At 71.4% G+C, this 14,136-nt stretch carries 22 protein-coding genes; 14 read left to right on the plus strand and 8 right to left on the minus strand.

The window, feature by feature from the left end; all coding sequences use genetic code 11:
* Both AB0K37_RS02050 and AB0K37_RS02055 read left to right on the plus strand, forming a co-directional pair.
* The gene (locus AB0K37_RS02050) at positions 1 to 843 is read left to right on the plus strand and encodes a helix-turn-helix domain-containing protein (RefSeq protein WP_363973397.1); all 843 of its coding nucleotides are present in this window, start codon (positions 1 to 3) and stop codon (positions 841 to 843) included.
* Between the two features lie 78 nt (positions 844 to 921).
* Entirely contained in the window at positions 922 to 1,533 is a 612-nt protein-coding gene (locus AB0K37_RS02055) for a dihydrofolate reductase family protein (protein ID WP_363973400.1), read from the plus strand.
* Positions 1,534 to 1,718: 185 nt separating this feature from the next.
* Here AB0K37_RS02055 and AB0K37_RS02060 read toward each other — a convergent pair whose 3' ends face one another.
* Positions 1,719 to 2,153, minus strand: coding sequence for an NUDIX hydrolase (locus AB0K37_RS02060; RefSeq protein ID WP_363973403.1), 435 nt, complete (start codon positions 2,151 to 2,153; stop codon positions 1,719 to 1,721).
* 155 nt (positions 2,154 to 2,308) lie between these two features.
* On the opposite strand from AB0K37_RS02060, the gene AB0K37_RS02065 reads away from it, so the two are divergent.
* On the plus strand, positions 2,309 to 2,845 hold the full coding sequence (locus AB0K37_RS02065; protein ID WP_363973406.1) for a hypothetical protein: 537 nt from the start codon (positions 2,309 to 2,311) through the stop codon (positions 2,843 to 2,845).
* 317 nt (positions 2,846 to 3,162) lie between these two features.
* Here the strand turns inward: AB0K37_RS02065 and AB0K37_RS02070 are convergent, their stop codons facing one another.
* Complete coding sequence (locus tag AB0K37_RS02070; RefSeq protein WP_363973409.1) at positions 3,163 to 3,405, minus strand: hypothetical protein; 243 nt, start codon at positions 3,403 to 3,405, stop codon at positions 3,163 to 3,165.
* Between the two features lie 185 nt (positions 3,406 to 3,590).
* Here AB0K37_RS02070 and AB0K37_RS02075 point away from each other — a divergent pair, with 185 nt between their 5' ends.
* From AB0K37_RS02075 to AB0K37_RS02095, 5 genes are all read left to right on the plus strand, one after another.
* Positions 3,591 to 3,935: a hypothetical protein gene (locus tag AB0K37_RS02075; protein WP_363973412.1), complete on the plus strand. Its 345-nt coding sequence runs from the start codon at positions 3,591 to 3,593 to the stop codon at positions 3,933 to 3,935.
* 87 nt (positions 3,936 to 4,022) lie between these two features.
* Positions 4,023 to 4,283, plus strand: a complete 261-nt coding sequence (locus AB0K37_RS02080; RefSeq protein WP_363973415.1) for a hypothetical protein — start codon at positions 4,023 to 4,025, stop codon at positions 4,281 to 4,283.
* Positions 4,280 to 4,741: a DUF1707 domain-containing protein gene (locus AB0K37_RS02085; protein WP_363973418.1), complete on the plus strand. Its 462-nt coding sequence runs from the start codon at positions 4,280 to 4,282 to the stop codon at positions 4,739 to 4,741. Before AB0K37_RS02080 ends, AB0K37_RS02085 begins: the two co-directional genes overlap by 4 nt.
* Entirely contained in the window at positions 4,738 to 5,562 is an 825-nt protein-coding gene (locus AB0K37_RS02090; RefSeq protein ID WP_363973422.1) for a DUF2637 domain-containing protein, read from the plus strand. The genes AB0K37_RS02085 and AB0K37_RS02090 overlap by 4 nt, the downstream gene beginning before the upstream one ends.
* On the plus strand, positions 5,559 to 7,664 hold the full coding sequence (locus tag AB0K37_RS02095; RefSeq protein ID WP_363973425.1) for an FtsK/SpoIIIE domain-containing protein: 2,106 nt from the start codon (positions 5,559 to 5,561) through the stop codon (positions 7,662 to 7,664). Before AB0K37_RS02090 ends, AB0K37_RS02095 begins: the two co-directional genes overlap by 4 nt.
* A 156-nt stretch (positions 7,665 to 7,820) precedes the next feature.
* Here AB0K37_RS02095 and AB0K37_RS02100 read toward each other — a convergent pair whose 3' ends face one another.
* Entirely contained in the window at positions 7,821 to 8,387 is a 567-nt protein-coding gene (locus AB0K37_RS02100) for a GNAT family N-acetyltransferase (protein WP_363973428.1), read from the minus strand.
* Positions 8,384 to 9,676, minus strand: coding sequence for a hypothetical protein (locus AB0K37_RS02105; protein ID WP_363973431.1), 1,293 nt, complete (start codon positions 9,674 to 9,676; stop codon positions 8,384 to 8,386). Before AB0K37_RS02105 ends, AB0K37_RS02100 begins: the two co-directional genes overlap by 4 nt.
* A 135-nt stretch (positions 9,677 to 9,811) precedes the next feature.
* Here AB0K37_RS02105 and AB0K37_RS02110 point away from each other — a divergent pair, with 135 nt between their 5' ends.
* From AB0K37_RS02110 to AB0K37_RS02135, 6 genes are all read left to right on the plus strand, one after another.
* A complete protein-coding gene (locus AB0K37_RS02110) occupies positions 9,812 to 10,042 on the plus strand; it encodes a hypothetical protein (RefSeq protein WP_363973434.1) in 231 nt (76 codons plus the stop codon).
* The gene (locus tag AB0K37_RS02115) at positions 10,032 to 10,256 is read left to right on the plus strand and encodes a hypothetical protein (protein WP_363973437.1); all 225 of its coding nucleotides are present in this window, start codon (positions 10,032 to 10,034) and stop codon (positions 10,254 to 10,256) included. The genes AB0K37_RS02110 and AB0K37_RS02115 overlap by 11 nt, the downstream gene beginning before the upstream one ends.
* Positions 10,249 to 10,728 carry a hypothetical protein gene (locus AB0K37_RS02120; RefSeq protein WP_363973440.1) on the plus strand — a complete coding sequence of 160 codons (480 nt, stop codon included), beginning with the start codon at positions 10,249 to 10,251 and terminating at the stop codon, positions 10,726 to 10,728. Before AB0K37_RS02115 ends, AB0K37_RS02120 begins: the two co-directional genes overlap by 8 nt.
* A complete protein-coding gene (locus tag AB0K37_RS02125; protein ID WP_363973443.1) occupies positions 10,718 to 10,933 on the plus strand; it encodes a hypothetical protein in 216 nt (71 codons plus the stop codon). Before AB0K37_RS02120 ends, AB0K37_RS02125 begins: the two co-directional genes overlap by 11 nt.
* Positions 10,930 to 11,199, plus strand: a complete 270-nt coding sequence (locus AB0K37_RS02130; protein WP_363973446.1) for a hypothetical protein — start codon at positions 10,930 to 10,932, stop codon at positions 11,197 to 11,199. Before AB0K37_RS02125 ends, AB0K37_RS02130 begins: the two co-directional genes overlap by 4 nt.
* Before the next feature lie 390 nt (positions 11,200 to 11,589).
* Entirely contained in the window at positions 11,590 to 12,003 is a 414-nt protein-coding gene (locus AB0K37_RS02135; protein ID WP_363973449.1) for a hypothetical protein, read from the plus strand.
* 442 nt (positions 12,004 to 12,445) lie between these two features.
* On the opposite strand, the gene AB0K37_RS02140 is transcribed toward AB0K37_RS02135, so the two are convergent.
* The 4 genes from AB0K37_RS02140 to AB0K37_RS02155 are packed head-to-tail and all read right to left on the minus strand — an operon-like array spanning position 12,446 to position 14,120.
* Entirely contained in the window at positions 12,446 to 12,811 is a 366-nt protein-coding gene (locus AB0K37_RS02140) for a hypothetical protein (protein ID WP_363973452.1), read from the minus strand.
* Positions 12,812 to 12,821: 10 nt separating this feature from the next.
* Positions 12,822 to 13,583: a peptidoglycan-binding protein gene (locus AB0K37_RS02145; protein WP_363973455.1), complete on the minus strand. Its 762-nt coding sequence runs from the start codon at positions 13,581 to 13,583 to the stop codon at positions 12,822 to 12,824.
* On the minus strand, positions 13,580 to 13,867 hold the full coding sequence (locus AB0K37_RS02150; RefSeq protein ID WP_363973458.1) for a hypothetical protein: 288 nt from the start codon (positions 13,865 to 13,867) through the stop codon (positions 13,580 to 13,582). Before AB0K37_RS02150 ends, AB0K37_RS02145 begins: the two co-directional genes overlap by 4 nt.
* A 4-nt stretch (positions 13,868 to 13,871) precedes the next feature.
* Entirely contained in the window at positions 13,872 to 14,120 is a 249-nt protein-coding gene (locus AB0K37_RS02155; protein WP_363973461.1) for a hypothetical protein, read from the minus strand.
* Positions 14,121 to 14,136 lie beyond the last annotated feature (16 nt).

Consider the following 14,136-nt stretch of genomic DNA (forward strand, 5'->3'; position numbering starts at 1 on the left):
ATGAGATACGTCGGCCGGGTGCCCGCACCGCCGCTCGACCGGTTCATCGACGACATCTACTGCCTGTCCGGGGTGCCGCGCCACCGCCGGATGAACGTGCCGCCGATGCCGTCCGCACATCTGTTCATCAACCTGGGCGAACCCGCCCTCCTGCGGGACTCCGACCCTTCGGTGCCCCCGGCCGTGCTCGCCGACGGATGGTTCATGGGCGTATGGACCCGGCGTTTCCTCGTCGAGTACCCCGCGCGCGTGCGGCTGGTCGGGGTTCACTTCAAGCCTTGGGGGCTGTCGCCGTTCGTCGACGTGCCGGTGACCGAGCTGCGTGACCGCTGGGTGCCCGCCGACGCCGTCTGGCAGCGGTCCTTGAACCGGATCCGCGACCGGGCCGGCGAAAGCGCATCGGCCGGCGAGGCGCTGCGGGTGGTGGAGGAGGAGCTGCGGTCGCGGCTCGCCGAGGCGCCCCCGCGCGGACTCGGCCTGGTCCAGCACGCCGGCGGGCGCCTGGAGACCTCCCACGGCGCGGCCCCGGTCGGGGCGCTGGCCGACGCCGCCGGGGTGAGCGGCAACCACCTGGCCGTGCAGTTCAAGTCCCACGTGGGTGTCACCCCGAAACGGGTGGCGCGGATCTACCGCTTCGCGCGGCTGATCCTTTCCGTGGACGCCCTGCGCCCGGTCGACTGGTCGGACCTCGCCCACGCGGCGGGCTACTTCGACCGGGCCCACTTCAGCAGGGAGTTCAAGGACTTCACCGGCCACACCCCGGCGGAGTACCTGGCCCTGCGGCGCCGGTTCCCCGCCGAGGCGGGCTTCCCGCCCGACAGCGGTCCGATGCCCGCCGATTGATTTCTTACAAGCGCGGCCGCTCCTGGAGACGACAAGATCGGAGCGAGGACGCGAGGACGCAAGGACCGAGGGGGACCCGTGGGCACAGTGATCATGCACAGCGTCATGTCGGTCGACGGCTTCATCGCCGACGACGAGGACCAGGTCGGGACGCTTCACGACTGGTACTTCGACGGGGACGTCCCGATCGGCGGAGGCGGCGACCAGGAGTACGACCATTCCGGGACCGGAAGCGGCATCAGGGTCTCGACGTCGTCGGCGGAGTACGTCCGGTCGACGTGGGCGGAGATCGGCGCGATCGTGATGGGCCGCACCCTGTTCGACCTGGTGAACGGCTGGGAGGGACGGCCGCCCGCGGGCGACCACGTGGTCGTGGTGTCCCACCGGCCCAAGCCCGAGGGCTGGCACCCCGAGGCGTCGTACCACTTCGCCGGCGACGTGACGGCCGCGATCGAGAAGGCGCGGGAACTCGCCGGGGACCGGACCGTCGCCGTGAACGCCGGCGACGTGGGCGGACAGATCCTCGCGGCCGGTCTCGTGGACGAGGTGGCGATGGACGTGGTGCCGGTCGTGTTCGGGACGGGCAAACGCTTCTTCGGCGCCGTCGACCGGCAGTACCTGCTGGAGGACCCCCACGTGGTCATCCAGGGCGAGCGGGTGCTGCACCTGCGGTACAAGGTGCGCCGCTAGCCCCCCGACGGCTGGATCGCGGCCGGTCAGCCGAGCGGTGCAAGGCAAAGGTTCTTGGCAGGAGGCGGGTGATGAGCCCGTTGGGCCCCCGGCGCGCCTCGGCGGCGCCGGGGGTCGTTGATGACGGCCTTCAGCGTGGCGGAGGTGGTGTCGCGGCGGGCCTCGCGGTCGCCGAGGCCGGCGTCTCAGAGGCCGATGTCGCTCTTGGCGGCCATGTAGGAGCCGGCTCCAGGGAAACCGGCCCTCGCGAGGGCGACGAACCGCTCGCCGAAACCGAGCGGCACCAGGTCGGCGAGACTCACGAACTCGACTCCGCGGATCGGCCGGGAGTCCGCCGTCCCGGCCACGACCCCGGCCGTGCCGCCCACGCGGCGCGCCTCGAAGGTGATGTGCAGGACGTGCGCGCCACCGCGAATGTGATCGCAGACGTACAGCAGCCGGCCGGCCTCCACGTCGACGCCGGTCTCCTCCCGCATCTCCCTGACCAGGGCAGCGGCCAGCGGCTCGCCCTCCTCCACCTTGCCTCCCGGCAAGGACCACGAACGTCCGGTGTCGGTGTCCTGGTCCAGCAGCAGAATCCGGCCGTCCTCGATCACGACCCCGGTAACCCGTACGTCCACGCCGGCAAGCTACCGGACCGGCGAACCGCCCGAGACGACACCGTCACGGTGATGTTGCCTCCCCCGGTCCGCGTCGGACGATCAATAGGGCGACACGATCAAAGAAAAGCAGGGACGAGCGCGCAAGCGTCGTCCCACGACTTGGAGGTGCTCCAATGGACACCGCTTACAAGAACGTTCCCGGCGACACCGCTCAGCAGATCCTCGACAGGGCCCGCGGCCTCGGCCGCGAGGACATCGGCGGGAACGCCGAGCTGCACGTCACGATCGCCGGTCCGATCCGCTCTCGCGGCCTGTGGGAGTGCATCGGATGCCAGATGGACGAGGTGGCGGCCGAGACGCAGGACACGTTCCTCGCGCCCGAGGTGATCGTCTCGACCGACGCGGAGGCGCCCCTGGGCGCCCTGGTCGTCGAGCTCATCAACGTGATCGCCGGGAGCGAGAAGGAGATCATCGAGGAGGCCGGCAGCGTCCTCTGTGAATTCTTCGGCTACTACACCGACTTCGCCGCCGACTTCACCGTCGAGATCGCGGAGCCGGTCGAACCGACCAACGGGATCGCCGAGTGCGGCCTGTGCGGATGCAAGACGTTCACGTCCTCGGACGAGATGTGGCGTGCTCCGCGGGTCGTCGTCACCATCCCCGCCTCGGAGGCGGCGATGCTGCTCGACAGCGACCGGGTTCATGTCTGAGCCCGGACGCTCCCCCAGTGGCCCCTCCCTCCCTCACCAGGAGCGAGGGGCCATCTGCTCGTCCACGGCCGTCCGGCCGCTGACGAACGCAAGAAGCCGCCGACCAGAACTCGTCTGATCAGCGGCTTCGTGTGCCGTGGAGGTGGCGGGAATCGAACCCGCGTCCTTCCAGACGCCCAAATCGATCATGTTGGGCTGTCGTTGGCGATCGTAGTTTCACCAGCGTAAGCAGTGCTTCTAAGTGTTGGCAGTCATTGGCTGTTGTTGGCGTTCACCGGTCATATTGCGGGCGTAAAACGGGCGCGAACACAGCCCCCTCATGCGCCCTTCGGCGGTCGGCCGCCCTTGCGAGCCCGGCGCTCGGCAAGCTCTTGCTCCGCCTCCTCCAGCATGGCCAGCTCGTCAGCGTTCCCGTACTCGCGAATCCGCGCGCGCATGTGGTCGAGGAGATCTGGCGTGCGGTCCGTGCCGAGCCTCTCGCACACACGGCCGTAGGCATCCCACAGCGGAATGGGTACCCGGATGGGTCTGGTCGGGGTCCTGCCGGACTTCTCGGCCATGGGGCGCTCCTCCGCGTGTCGTGTAGCTACGGAGAATCCTTGCACAGGACTTGTGTAGCTACCAGCTTTCCGCTTACTCTGTAGCTACCAAGTTTCATTCACATCCCCCCGCCAGTACGGCGGGCCCCGGCAAGCGACTCCACCGCAAACCGAGGCCCTTGACCAGGACAAGGAGGTCCTGACCCATGGGCAACCCTACTGACGCCGAAAGGCAGCAGGAAGCGGTCGAGGCGACCGTGCCGGGGACCTGGCCGAACGGCGAGCCGGACGACGTCCGCGACATGGCCCGGCGCCGGACCGACCTCGCCCAGCGCGCCGACGACCTCGCGGCCCGGCTGGAGGCCGAGCTGTACGACGGGATCGACGTCGACCTCGGCCTCGCGCTGCGCGAGGCGGTCAAGGCCAACCGGGCGTTCGCCGAGGCGTGCCGGAACGGCGACGACGAGGAGGAGTTCGACCGGACGCTGCACGAGACCAGCAGGACCATCGCGCACTGCCTCGAACTGGCCGAGGCGCTCGACGTCGAGTAGCAGAACCACCCGATAAGCGGTCCCCGCCGCGGCGACCCTACCGCCCGGCGGGGACCTTGATCCCGACCTGCTTGGAGGTCCGAACCCATGAAGCATCCTCCCACCGACGTGGGCCCCTACGAGACCGAGGACCAGGCGGCCGCGGTGTGCCGCGACGCCTACGGGCACCCGCACACCCCCGGCCACATGGGCATGGTGAACCGGGCCCGGCTCGCCGCGGCGTGCGAGGCCGCGGACGTCGAGCTCGGCGCGTACGACATGCGCATCCTGGACTGGGTGGCCAAGTGGGAGCCCGAGGTGTGTGCGGTCCTCGCCGGCCTCGTCCTGCGGGCGGGGGGCGCCCGATGAACCGCCGCGACCGCGACCCGTGGAATGTGGTGTTCGGCGTCCTGCTCCTGGCGGCCGCCGTCACGCTCGGCGTCGGGCTGTTCGCCTACTTCGCTACCCACCCGATCGTCGCCGCGGTGTGGGCGCTCGGCACGACGGTCGGCACGGTCTGGCTCGGCGGCCTGCATGTGGCACGACGCCACGACGACCAGATGCGCGCCCTGACCGCCGAGCGCCAGGCCGTGCCCGTGACCGCGCCGGAGACGGTGTCCAGCGTCCTGCTGTCGTGCCGCGCGGGACACCGCATTGGTGATGCCGAACGTGACGTGTTCGTGGGCGCGCTGCACACGCACTTCGCCGCCGGGCGCCTGGACGTCGACGAGCACGCCGAGCGGCTCGCCGCCGCGCTCGCGGCGCGGACCGTCGAGGATCTGCGCCGGACCGTGGAGGGCCTGCCGAGCGAGGTGACCGGCCGATGAACCGCACGACCCGCATCGCGCACCTGGCGTCCGTTGCCTTTATGGCAACCGGTGTCCTGGCCGCCACCGGTGTGGGGTTCGCCCAGTCCTGGGCGGGCCTGTACGGCTGGGCCTCCGACCACGGCCTCAACCATTGGAAGGCCATGTCGTTCCCGGCGATGGTCGACGTGTTCATCGGCGTCGGGGAGCTGGGCCTGTTCGCCCTCACGCTGGAGGGCCACCGCCTCCGCAGGACCGCCCTGTCGTGGGTGGACCTGCTGCTCCCGGGGGCGATCGCGACCACCGGGTGGGGTGTCTCGCTGGCATTCAACGTCGGTCACGTCGACCACGAGCTGAGCGACCAGCTCACCGCCGCCGTACCGCCGGTCGCCTCCATGCTCGGCCTGCTCGTCCTGCTGCGGACCCTTCACCGTCTGGTCACGCGGGCCCCGGTCGCGACCACCGGTCCCGACGCTGAGTTTGCGGCGCCGGGCGACGGAGTCACAACGGCCGTGGCGACGCCGGTGTGGTGGCCGCTCCCGGACCTCGGGTCCGCTGGTGAGACGGCGAACGGGTACGCGCTGTGGGACGAGATCGAGCCCTCTCGCGAGACGCTCCCGGCCGCGCTCCCGGAGGCACCGGACGACGAGCCGCCCGTGTCGGAAAGTTCCGACATCGAGCCGGACCTCGCCGAGGTGGTCGCGACCGCCCGCGACCGGTACGCCGAGGTGCTCGCGACCGGTGCCGTCCCCTCGGTCCGCCGACTCCGGCGAGAGCTGCGGATCGGGCACCCGAAGGCCAAGCGCGTCTACACCATCCTCGCCGCGGAGGCCGCCTCGTGACGCAGCTCCCCCGTCTGTACGCGGTGCCGGACGAGGAGGGCGTCTCCCTCGTCAAGGACGCCGGCGCCGTCGAACTGGAGGCCGAGACCGTCGAGGCGGTCCCGGTCGACGGCCCGGCGACCGGGCGGCCCGGGTGGCTGGACGACCGCCGGGCCCGGCTCGACGAGGCGCCCCGGGTGGTTCCGGTGTGGCTACGCGACCGCGCCCAACTCGCCGACTCCGCCGCGTTCGTGGCGCGCTGGTATGGCCGCGAGTGGGCGTTCCACACCTTCCGGGCCCCGGTCTACGTGGGGCGCCTGTGGGCGTGCGCGCCGCGCGGCGGGTCCCGGGTGACGCGGAAGTGGTGGAGGTGGGTGACCGACGCCGAGGCGCGCCCGGTGGAGGCCAAGGCCTCGCTCGGCGACCCGGACGCCTGGACGCGGTTCGTGGCGACGCAGACGCGCCGCACCGGCCCGCGGCGCCGCGCCTCGGTCGTGGTCGCCGTCCCGGTGGCGCTGCTGGTCACGCTCGCGGCGATCCTGCTGCCCGGGTGGGCGCTGACAACGGCCGGCGCGGCGGCGCTGTGCGCGCTGGGCTGGATCGGGCGGGACTCCGACCGGCCGATCGTCACCCGGTACGTGGCCGTGCAGCTCCAGCGGCGTCTGGACTCGGCCGAGGTCGACCAGGCGCTCGCCGCGATCGGCGTGAAGGGCAGCGTCGACTACGTGGCGCCGATCGCCGTGGACGGCCCCGGGTGGCTGGCCGAGGTCGACCTTCCGGGCGCGACGCTCGCCGACACGGTGCTGGAGAAGCGGCCCGCGCTCGCCGCGGCGATGCGGCGCCCGCTGGGGTGCGTGTGGCCCGAGACCGACCCGGACGCCCACCCCGGCCGCCTCCGCCTCTGGGTCGCCCGCCAGGACCCGGCCCGGGCACCACGGCGGATCTGGCCGCTGATGAAGGACGGGCAGGCCGACCTGTTCGCCCCGATCCCGTTCGGGTGGGACCCGCGCGGGCGGCTCGTCGAACTGGAGCTGACCGGCGCGAACGTTCTCATCGGCGGCGTCATGGGCTCCGGGAAGACCTCCGCCGTCCTCGTCCTGGCCCTCGCCGGCGCGCTCGACCCGACGTGCGAGCTGTGGCTGTACGAGATGAAGGGATCCGGGGACCTAGACGCCGTCCGGCCGGTCGCGCACCGGTACCGGTCCGGGGACGACGACGAGGACTGTGAGGCCGCGCTCGACGCGCTGCGCGGCCTGGAGGCCGAGCTGAACCGGAGGAAGAAGGTCGTCAAGGCGCTTCCGCTCGCCGACGTCCCGGACGGCCGGAAGGTGTCCCGCCGCCTCGCCGACCGCCGCGAACTCGGATTGCACCCGATCCTCGCGATCTTCGACGAGGCGCACACCCTGTTCGAGCACGAGCAGTACGGGGAGGAGGCCGCCGCGATCGCCGGGCGCTTGATCCGCAAGGCCCGCGCGTACGGCATCGTCATCGTGTTCACCACCCAGCGGCCCGACGCCGCCAGCATCCCCAAGGCCATCAGCGACAACGCGATCCTGCGGTTCTGCCTGGCCGTCACCGGGCACCTGGCCAACAACCTCGTGCTGGGCTCCGGGGCGTACGCGCGCGGGGTGCGGGCGACGATGTTCGACCCGCGCAAGGACGCCGGGACGGGCTGGCTGGCCCGGTCGGCGCTGGACGCGCAGATCGCGCGGGCCGCGTTCATCACCCAGGCCGAGGCCGTTGAGATCGGCCGCCGCGCCCTGGCCGTGCGCACGGCGGCCGGCCTGCTCACCGGGGAGGCCGCCGGGCAGGGCGCGGCCGAGGTCGACAGGTCCACGCTGATCGACCACGTCCGGGCGGTGTGGCCGGCTGGCGACGACGCCGTCCACTCCTGGCGCCTCGTCCAGGCCCTCGCGGTCTACAAGCCGGAGCTGTACGGCGAGTGGATCCCGGGCAACCTGGAGGCGCTCGGCGAGGACGAGCAGCGGGAGGCCCGCACGTCCGCCTCCACGATGCTCGCCGCGGCGCTGAAGTCCCACGGCGTGGTGACGAGGCAGATCAACCGGCGCGGCCAGGGAGGGGGTGGCAAGGGCGTCCGCTGGGACGATTTGCCGGGGGGCTGAGCACCCCCCGAAACCCGAAACATCGCAGGTCACCCCCGATACCAGGGTCGAAACCGGTTTCGCCTCTATGGGATCGTCACAGGTCTCCAAATGACGGGCGCCCCACCTCCAGACCGGGGATGGGGCGCCCTGCGTGTGGTGCACGCACCCGCGAACCTACGGCACGCGGCCCTCGCCCAGCGGCAGATCCACGACCATCACATCGAAGTGCGGCGAGTCGGGGAACGGCTGGGCCTTGCCCGCCTTCCGCCACCCCCACCGGGCGTAAGCGCGCTGCGCGGAGTCGTTGTCCTCCCGCACCAGCAGCGTCGCCCGTTCCTCGGAGCGGCCGCCCAGCAGCGCGTCGTGCAGCGCGTGCGCTACCCCTCTGCCCTGCCACTCCGGGACGACCATCAGCTCGTTGAACGCGAACGTCCTCGACCCGGTCTCGGTGGTGAACCCGTCCGGTACCGGCGTGGTCAGCCCGTCCCACCAGCGCGCGTTCACCGGGAGCGCGTACCCGAACGCCTGCCCCACCGGGTGCCCGTCGATGTAGGCGATAACGATCTCGAAGCCCGGGGCCTTGGCGTAGCCGGGGAAGCGCTCGGCGAACCGCTCAGCGGAGTAGAACGGCTGGTCGATCACGTCCTGGTGGGAGGCGACATAGACCGGCACGATCACGCTGTCGAGGATCTTCTCGGCATCGTCAGGGTCGTGGCGGGTGAAGGTGGGATCCGCGGTCATCGGTCTCCTGTCGCTGCGAGTAGTTCACGTGCCTGCCGGATCGAAGGCCGGCCTGCCTGGGCTGGCGCCGCGAGACGCAAGGACGTCAGAGCGCTGCCCTGCAGGAGCCCATCGCCGCGCTGCTCGGCCGGCAGGCTCTGCAGGACCCGCGCCATGTGGTCGGCGCCCTCGTCGACGTCCCCAGCACGGATCAGCGCGCCGGCCCGGTGCATCTCGACCTGGCCGCGCGCCTGCCAGTTCCGCTGAGGGAAGAGGTCGAGGGCGGCGTCTTGGGCGGCCATCGCGGGTCCAACGTTCCCGGCGCAGGTGTGGACGAGGCTGGTGACGTACAGCAGGCGGCCGTAGTTCCATCCCCATTGGCTGCCCCGCTCCGTCCGCACATCCTCAGGCAGGCCCTCGAACACGTCTCCCAGGTCGTTGAGCGCGTCTGCGGCCTCATCGTGGCGGCCGAGCTCGGCGAGGGCCTGGGCCTTGGCGGCGTGCCCGGAGGCGACGCCGGCGCAGGGGGTGCCCTTCCCGACTTCGATCGCTTCCTCGGCCGCTTCGACGACCGAGAGGCGGGGCGTGGGGGCGTAGAGGGAGAAGACGGCGGCGCGGCCGCGGACGAGGGCGGCGGCCGTGTGGTCTCCGGTCTGGTCGGCGGCGCGGGCGGCGGTGCGCCACCAGCGGCGCGCGGCGCGGCCCTCGCCGAGGTTGGTCAGGTTGATGGCCATGAGCGCGGCCATCTGCGCGGCGACGTGGATCAGGCGCGTCCGGGCGGTGCCGCTCCCGGCGGGGACCAGGCGTGTGAGTTCGGCGAAGTCCGCCGCCAGTTCCTCCTGCAGGGCCGCGGCGGGAGCCCAGCCGACCTCTCGGGCGTAATCGTAGGCGACGCGCTCCCATGTGTCGGCGTCGCGGTCGCTGGCGTCGGCGGCGACCGCGGCCTCGAAAGCATCCCGCAGGGGTGCTGCATCGCGGGCGAGAGAGCCGGCGGCGGTGGCGGAGGCTACGAGGCCGAGGAGTGTGCGGCGGTCCACGTCCTCATTGTCATGGCCGTCGTCAAGTCGCCCAAACAGCTCGACTTCCCCGATGTCGAACGCCATCGCGTAGGCGGCGGCCCACTCCCGGGGGAAGTGCTCGCCCCTCTCGTACTTGCGGATCTGGCGGGCGAGCGACTCCACCTGTGTGCGGTTCGGGCGCAGGTCACGGGCGCTGTATAAGGCGCGTGCCATCCGTGGCTTGGACCATCTGCGGGCTTCGCGCTCGGCGCTCAGGCGCGCCGCCCAGCGCGGGAGTTCGTCGTCGGTCATGCGTGCACCATCCGCCGGGACCGGGCAGGCGGACTCTCCGAACAGTCCGCCTTCTGACCGCCAGTATCCGCCTCCCGCGTCACAGACGTAGGGCTTTCACTGGCCGTAACCCAATCACCACGAGTGAGGGAGCGCATGGTGCACGCCCCTGACGTACCAGCCGAAGAGGCCCGGCTGGAGGCCAAGGCCCGGCTGGAGGCCGAGTTTCCGGGATGGAGCTTCACCTACATCGACCGCGGCCGATGGTGGCAGTGGTGGGCGATCCGCGGCCCACTCAACGGCGAAACGCTCGGGGCCTCCGGCCTCAGCGACACCAACCCCGAGGGAATCGCGCACCAGATCCGGGAGGTGACCCGTGGCCAGTAGGTGGGGACCGGCGGACACGGCCATGGACGACCCCGCCCCGATCCGCGCGCTGGAGGCCCGCCGCATCCAGGCCAGCTACGGAGCCACCAGCGTGTGGTTCGGCCGCTTCACGCGGCGCTGGTGGGCCCTGCTGCCCGAGGCCCGGCTCGTCGAGGCATCGACCCCGGACCAGCTCGGCAGAGCCATCACGGCGACGAGGGGGCATCGTGGCTGACCGCGACGAGCAGGACCTCATCGACCTCAGCGAGGACTATCCGGACTGGGTGTTCCAGCACATGCCCGAGGCGTCCCCGGCCTGGGAGGCGCGGCGGGAGACCTCCACTCTCCCCGCCACCGGCGGGCACATGTGGATCGGCGCCGCCACCGCCCGCGACCTGATGGGCCTCCTCGACGCGGCACTCACGGCCGAGGCCCGGATTGCTACGGGGCCCGCCGCACGCACTCACCTGGAGGCGCTGCGGCTGCGGGCGGCCGGGGCAGGGTGGCGCGCGGATCTGGACTGGAGGGTCCTGATGCTGATCGCGCCCGGCACCACCGGGACCGTGGTCGTGACCTGCGGCCCCCGCGTCGACGACGACGACAAGTTCTGGTTCTTCGACGGCGCGGGCCTGCCAATCGTCGAGGCCGACAACGTCGTGGACGCCCTGGTCGTCCTCGGCGGACGGGCGGTAACCCGTGGCGAGTAGGCGCAACCGCTACGACCTCGACCGGCCGGGCCTACCCGAAGCGCTCGCCGCGTACAACGCTTTCCTCGACGAGGTCGTCACCGAGTCCGAGCACGGGAAGCGCGGGGAGAACGTCGACTTCATCGCGGCGTGCGGCGACATCATCGAGCGCGCGGCAGCACGCGCCCGCGAGCGGGACGCCACCGGACCCCGGACGGCTCCATGACCCCGTTCGGACCGGTGGGCTTGCTGTGCGACGAGCTGCGGCTGCGCGTCCCGGGACTGGAGACGGTCCTCCGCTGCGATGAGGGGCGGGTGTCGAGCTACCTGAAGGTCGCAAGACCCGGCATCGAGCCCCGGGTGATCGTCTGGGACCGGCGGCGCGGCGTCTACCAGTGGAAGACCGGTCCCGATGCCGGCGGGCAGCTCGGCGCCGACGTCGACCAGGCGGCGGTGGCGGTGGCGGTCGCGCTGGGCCTGTCGATCCTGTAAAGCCCCGCGCCCCCAGGCTTGCGTTCGCCCGGGGGCGCGGCGGGGCGGCGCGTTCAGTGCGCGGGCTGAACGCGCCGCCCCTTCCAGATGTGCCGGCCGCGAGCCGCTGCGTTGTCCCCCGTCACCGATTCGCGGTCGGCACGCCCCGCACTTCCAGAGCTTGCGCGTAGCGCCGGGGCCGCAGGCGTGAACCGGACATGAGCGTCACGCGTCACAGGACCGCCACCCCGCCGAGCACACCCACCTCCTCCAGACAGGACCCCCATGCACGGCGCCCCCAACCCGTACGGCCCACCTCCGCCTCCCCCGCCGCCCGGCGGGCCGCCCCATGTAAGGCAGGAACGAAAGCAAGGCCGGATCGTCGCCGCCGTTGCGGCCGGCACGTTAATCGTGCTCATCACCGTCCTTGCCGTCATCACCTCCGCGAAGGACGAGGGACCCACGGCCAAGGCCAGCCCGCGCGCGAAGCCGTCCCCCACTCGGAGCCTGGAGGCCTGGCAGCACGTGCCGACCGCCCAGCGACGCGCATTCGTGGCCTACCTTCACCAGCTCGATCCTGGCCTCACCCCGACTTCACCCGGTGCGAAGGCCCGGCCGCTCCGCCGCGCCGTGAGCGTGTGCTGGGACATCTACGGCGGGAAGCCGGCCGCGACCGTGCTGAAGAACACCGCCTACCGCTACAACGGCGGGCAGGCGAGCGTGCCGGACCGGTCGGCGAAGGCGCGGCGGATTCTCGCGGCGGCGAGGCGGTGGATCTGCTCGGCGAAGGAGCTCCGCGCGGTCTACGACGCGCGACACCCCTGACCAGGCAGCCCGGGTGTGAGTTCTGCCCGGGCTCAAAATGTCGGTCCGGGTCATACCCTGGAAAGAGGCACGAGGCGAGGAACGGGATCGCCCCGGCCGACTATTTTGGGGGATATTCATGGCTTGGACGATTGATCCACACACGTGGCGTTTCGATGCAGGCGTGCATGACGGAAAAGACGACCGCGGCTACACCTGGGAAGAGTTTTCCGCTAAGAAGCGGCCGCCCTGCCCAGCATGCGAGACGCCGGTGCATGTGGATGCTCAGCAATTCTGGCCGTCCGGCTCGGGCGAGCCCTTGTTCATCCCGGGCCTTCATTCGTGCCCGAACGGATGCCAGCGCCCCTAATTGACGGTTGTTGACGACGAACGCCCCTGCCCTCCATAAGACCGGAAGGCAGGGGCGTTCGCGCGGGGCGGCTCGGGGAGGACCGCCCCACGATCAGGGGGTACGCGCGGGGACCTCCCCGCCCACGGCCCGCGTCGCCGGGCTCACGTTCTGCCTCAGCAGCAGCGCCAGGACGATGCTCGCCACCGCGACCGTGTTGCTGATCTGGTCGGCGGTGAAGTGCCAGTTGAACGCCGCGAGCGCCGCCATGATCGTGGCCAGCGCGCCGGTGATGCCGGACACCACGATGGGCCGGGTGGTGATCGCGGCGACGGCGGCCGTGAGCGCGGTCGTGATGACCGTGACCGCCTCGACCTGCCCCTGCGAGAGGGGCAGCCCGTACGACACGAGCAGCGCCACGACCGCGTTCACCGCGTAGGCGATGACGGCGGGCTCCGCCCGGAAGCCGAAAACCTTCATGCTTTCCTCCTCAGGTCACCGGGGCAGACCATGCGGTCGCCCACGTCTTGGGGCCGACCACGCCGTCAACCGTGAGGCCCTTCTCCTTCTGGAAGGCCCGGCACACGCTCTCGCTGTCGGGCCCGTACGCGCCGTCGACCGCGATGCCCCAGCCGCGCGCGTGCATCTGCCGCTGCCACACGGTCACGTCGCTGCCCGACATCATCGGCGGCTGCGTCAGGTACCGGCCCGGCCACTTCGGTGCGCCGCCCGCGGGCTTGGCCGGCGGCTTCGGCTTCGACGGCGCGGCGGCACCCGAGTAGGCGGGGCGGCCGTACCCGTAGATCCGCTCCGACCAGCGGCTGACCGACTTCTTGTAGACGCCGTCGCCGTTGTAGTACCGGCCGGACAGGCTGCCGCTGGTATTGCCGCCGATCGTGGTGAAGCTGGACGCCGAGACGGCGATCACCAGCTCGACGTGCGTCTCGCCGCGTGGACCGTAGAACACCCAGTCCCCGACGTGCGGGGTGCTGGACCATCGGCCGTGCGACTTGAACCAGGCGACGGCCGTGGCGCACCCGGCGGTCTTCGGGTAGTCCTGGTTGGCCCGCCCGCCTGCCTGGTCGGCGACCCAGGACATGAAGCTCGCGCACCACGGGTAGCCGTAGCCGCCGGCCGGGTAGCCACCAATCTTCCCCAGCCACCGGTTGAACACCGTGTCGTTGGTGCCCTTCTCCCGGTACCCGATCTTGTCCTCGGCCGTCTCGATCGCGGCGGCAGCGGAGTAGGTCATACTTCACATCCCAGGTCTCGCCGTAGCTGGTGAATGTCGCGCTGAACCGCCCGGCCTCGGTCCGTCGTCGCGGGCTGCCCCGGCTGGTCGAGCCGGGTCAGCAGCGAACACCAGCGCCGGTCGTCCTCGCGCCGTTCGTGGTCCTGTCGCTGATCCGACTGCCGCTGGACGTGGCCCGTGTAGAGGATGCATGCACCCGCCACCAGCAGTGCCGAGACGGTCACGATCGCCACCGACCACCACGCCCGGAACGCGCCCGTGCGCGTCAGCACCCGCTCGCGCATCACGTCAGCCGCCCTGTGGCATCGAGGAAGATGATGACGGCGGCGGCGCCGGAGACGGCGGCGGCAGAGACGGTTGCGATGGCGGCTCGATACCGCCGGGCCAGTGACGCGCCAGGAAGATCACACTCGCGATCCACGGGCACGCCAGCAGCGCCATGTACAGGATCAGCAGCTCGACGCTTGGCTTGTCCTTCAGTGCCTCCCACGCGAACGCGCCACTGGGCAGAACCAGCAGCAGCACGTCCCGCAGCACCGTCACCCACGCTGGG

Source organism: Actinomadura sp. NPDC049753 (genome assembly GCF_040674655.1).
In the GTDB taxonomy this organism is placed as follows: Bacteria; Actinomycetota; Actinomycetes; order Streptosporangiales; family Streptosporangiaceae; genus Spirillospora; species Spirillospora verrucosospora.

Bases quoted from the DNA above. Each gene is read 5' to 3' on its own strand.
- AB0K37_RS02150 (WP_363973458.1), bottom strand. From the start codon at position 13,867: ATGCGCGAGCGGGTGCTGACGCGCACGGGCGCGTTCCGGGCGTGGTGG.
- AB0K37_RS02080 (WP_363973415.1), top strand. From the start codon at position 4,023: ATGAAGCATCCTCCCACCGACGTGGGCCCCTACGAGACCGAGGACCAG.
- AB0K37_RS02075 (WP_363973412.1), top strand. From the start codon at position 3,591: ATGGGCAACCCTACTGACGCCGAAAGGCAGCAGGAAGCGGTCGAGGCG.
- AB0K37_RS02105 (WP_363973431.1), bottom strand. From the start codon at position 9,676: ATGACCGACGACGAACTCCCGCGCTGGGCGGCGCGCCTGAGCGCCGAG.
- AB0K37_RS02100 (WP_363973428.1), bottom strand. From the start codon at position 8,387: ATGACCGCGGATCCCACCTTCACCCGCCACGACCCTGACGATGCCGAG.
- AB0K37_RS02070 (WP_363973409.1), bottom strand. From the start codon at position 3,405: ATGGCCGAGAAGTCCGGCAGGACCCCGACCAGACCCATCCGGGTACCC.
- AB0K37_RS02050 (WP_363973397.1), top strand. From the start codon at position 1: ATGAGATACGTCGGCCGGGTGCCCGCACCGCCGCTCGACCGGTTCATC.
- AB0K37_RS02145 (WP_363973455.1), bottom strand. From the start codon at position 13,583: ATGACCTACTCCGCTGCCGCCGCGATCGAGACGGCCGAGGACAAGATC.
- AB0K37_RS02110 (WP_363973434.1), top strand. From the start codon at position 9,812: ATGGTGCACGCCCCTGACGTACCAGCCGAAGAGGCCCGGCTGGAGGCC.
- AB0K37_RS02090 (WP_363973422.1), top strand. From the start codon at position 4,738: ATGAACCGCACGACCCGCATCGCGCACCTGGCGTCCGTTGCCTTTATG.
- AB0K37_RS02065 (WP_363973406.1), top strand. From the start codon at position 2,309: ATGGACACCGCTTACAAGAACGTTCCCGGCGACACCGCTCAGCAGATC.
- AB0K37_RS02130 (WP_363973446.1), top strand. From the start codon at position 10,930: ATGACCCCGTTCGGACCGGTGGGCTTGCTGTGCGACGAGCTGCGGCTG.
- AB0K37_RS02140 (WP_363973452.1), bottom strand. From the start codon at position 12,811: ATGAAGGTTTTCGGCTTCCGGGCGGAGCCCGCCGTCATCGCCTACGCG.
- AB0K37_RS02085 (WP_363973418.1), top strand. From the start codon at position 4,280: ATGAACCGCCGCGACCGCGACCCGTGGAATGTGGTGTTCGGCGTCCTG.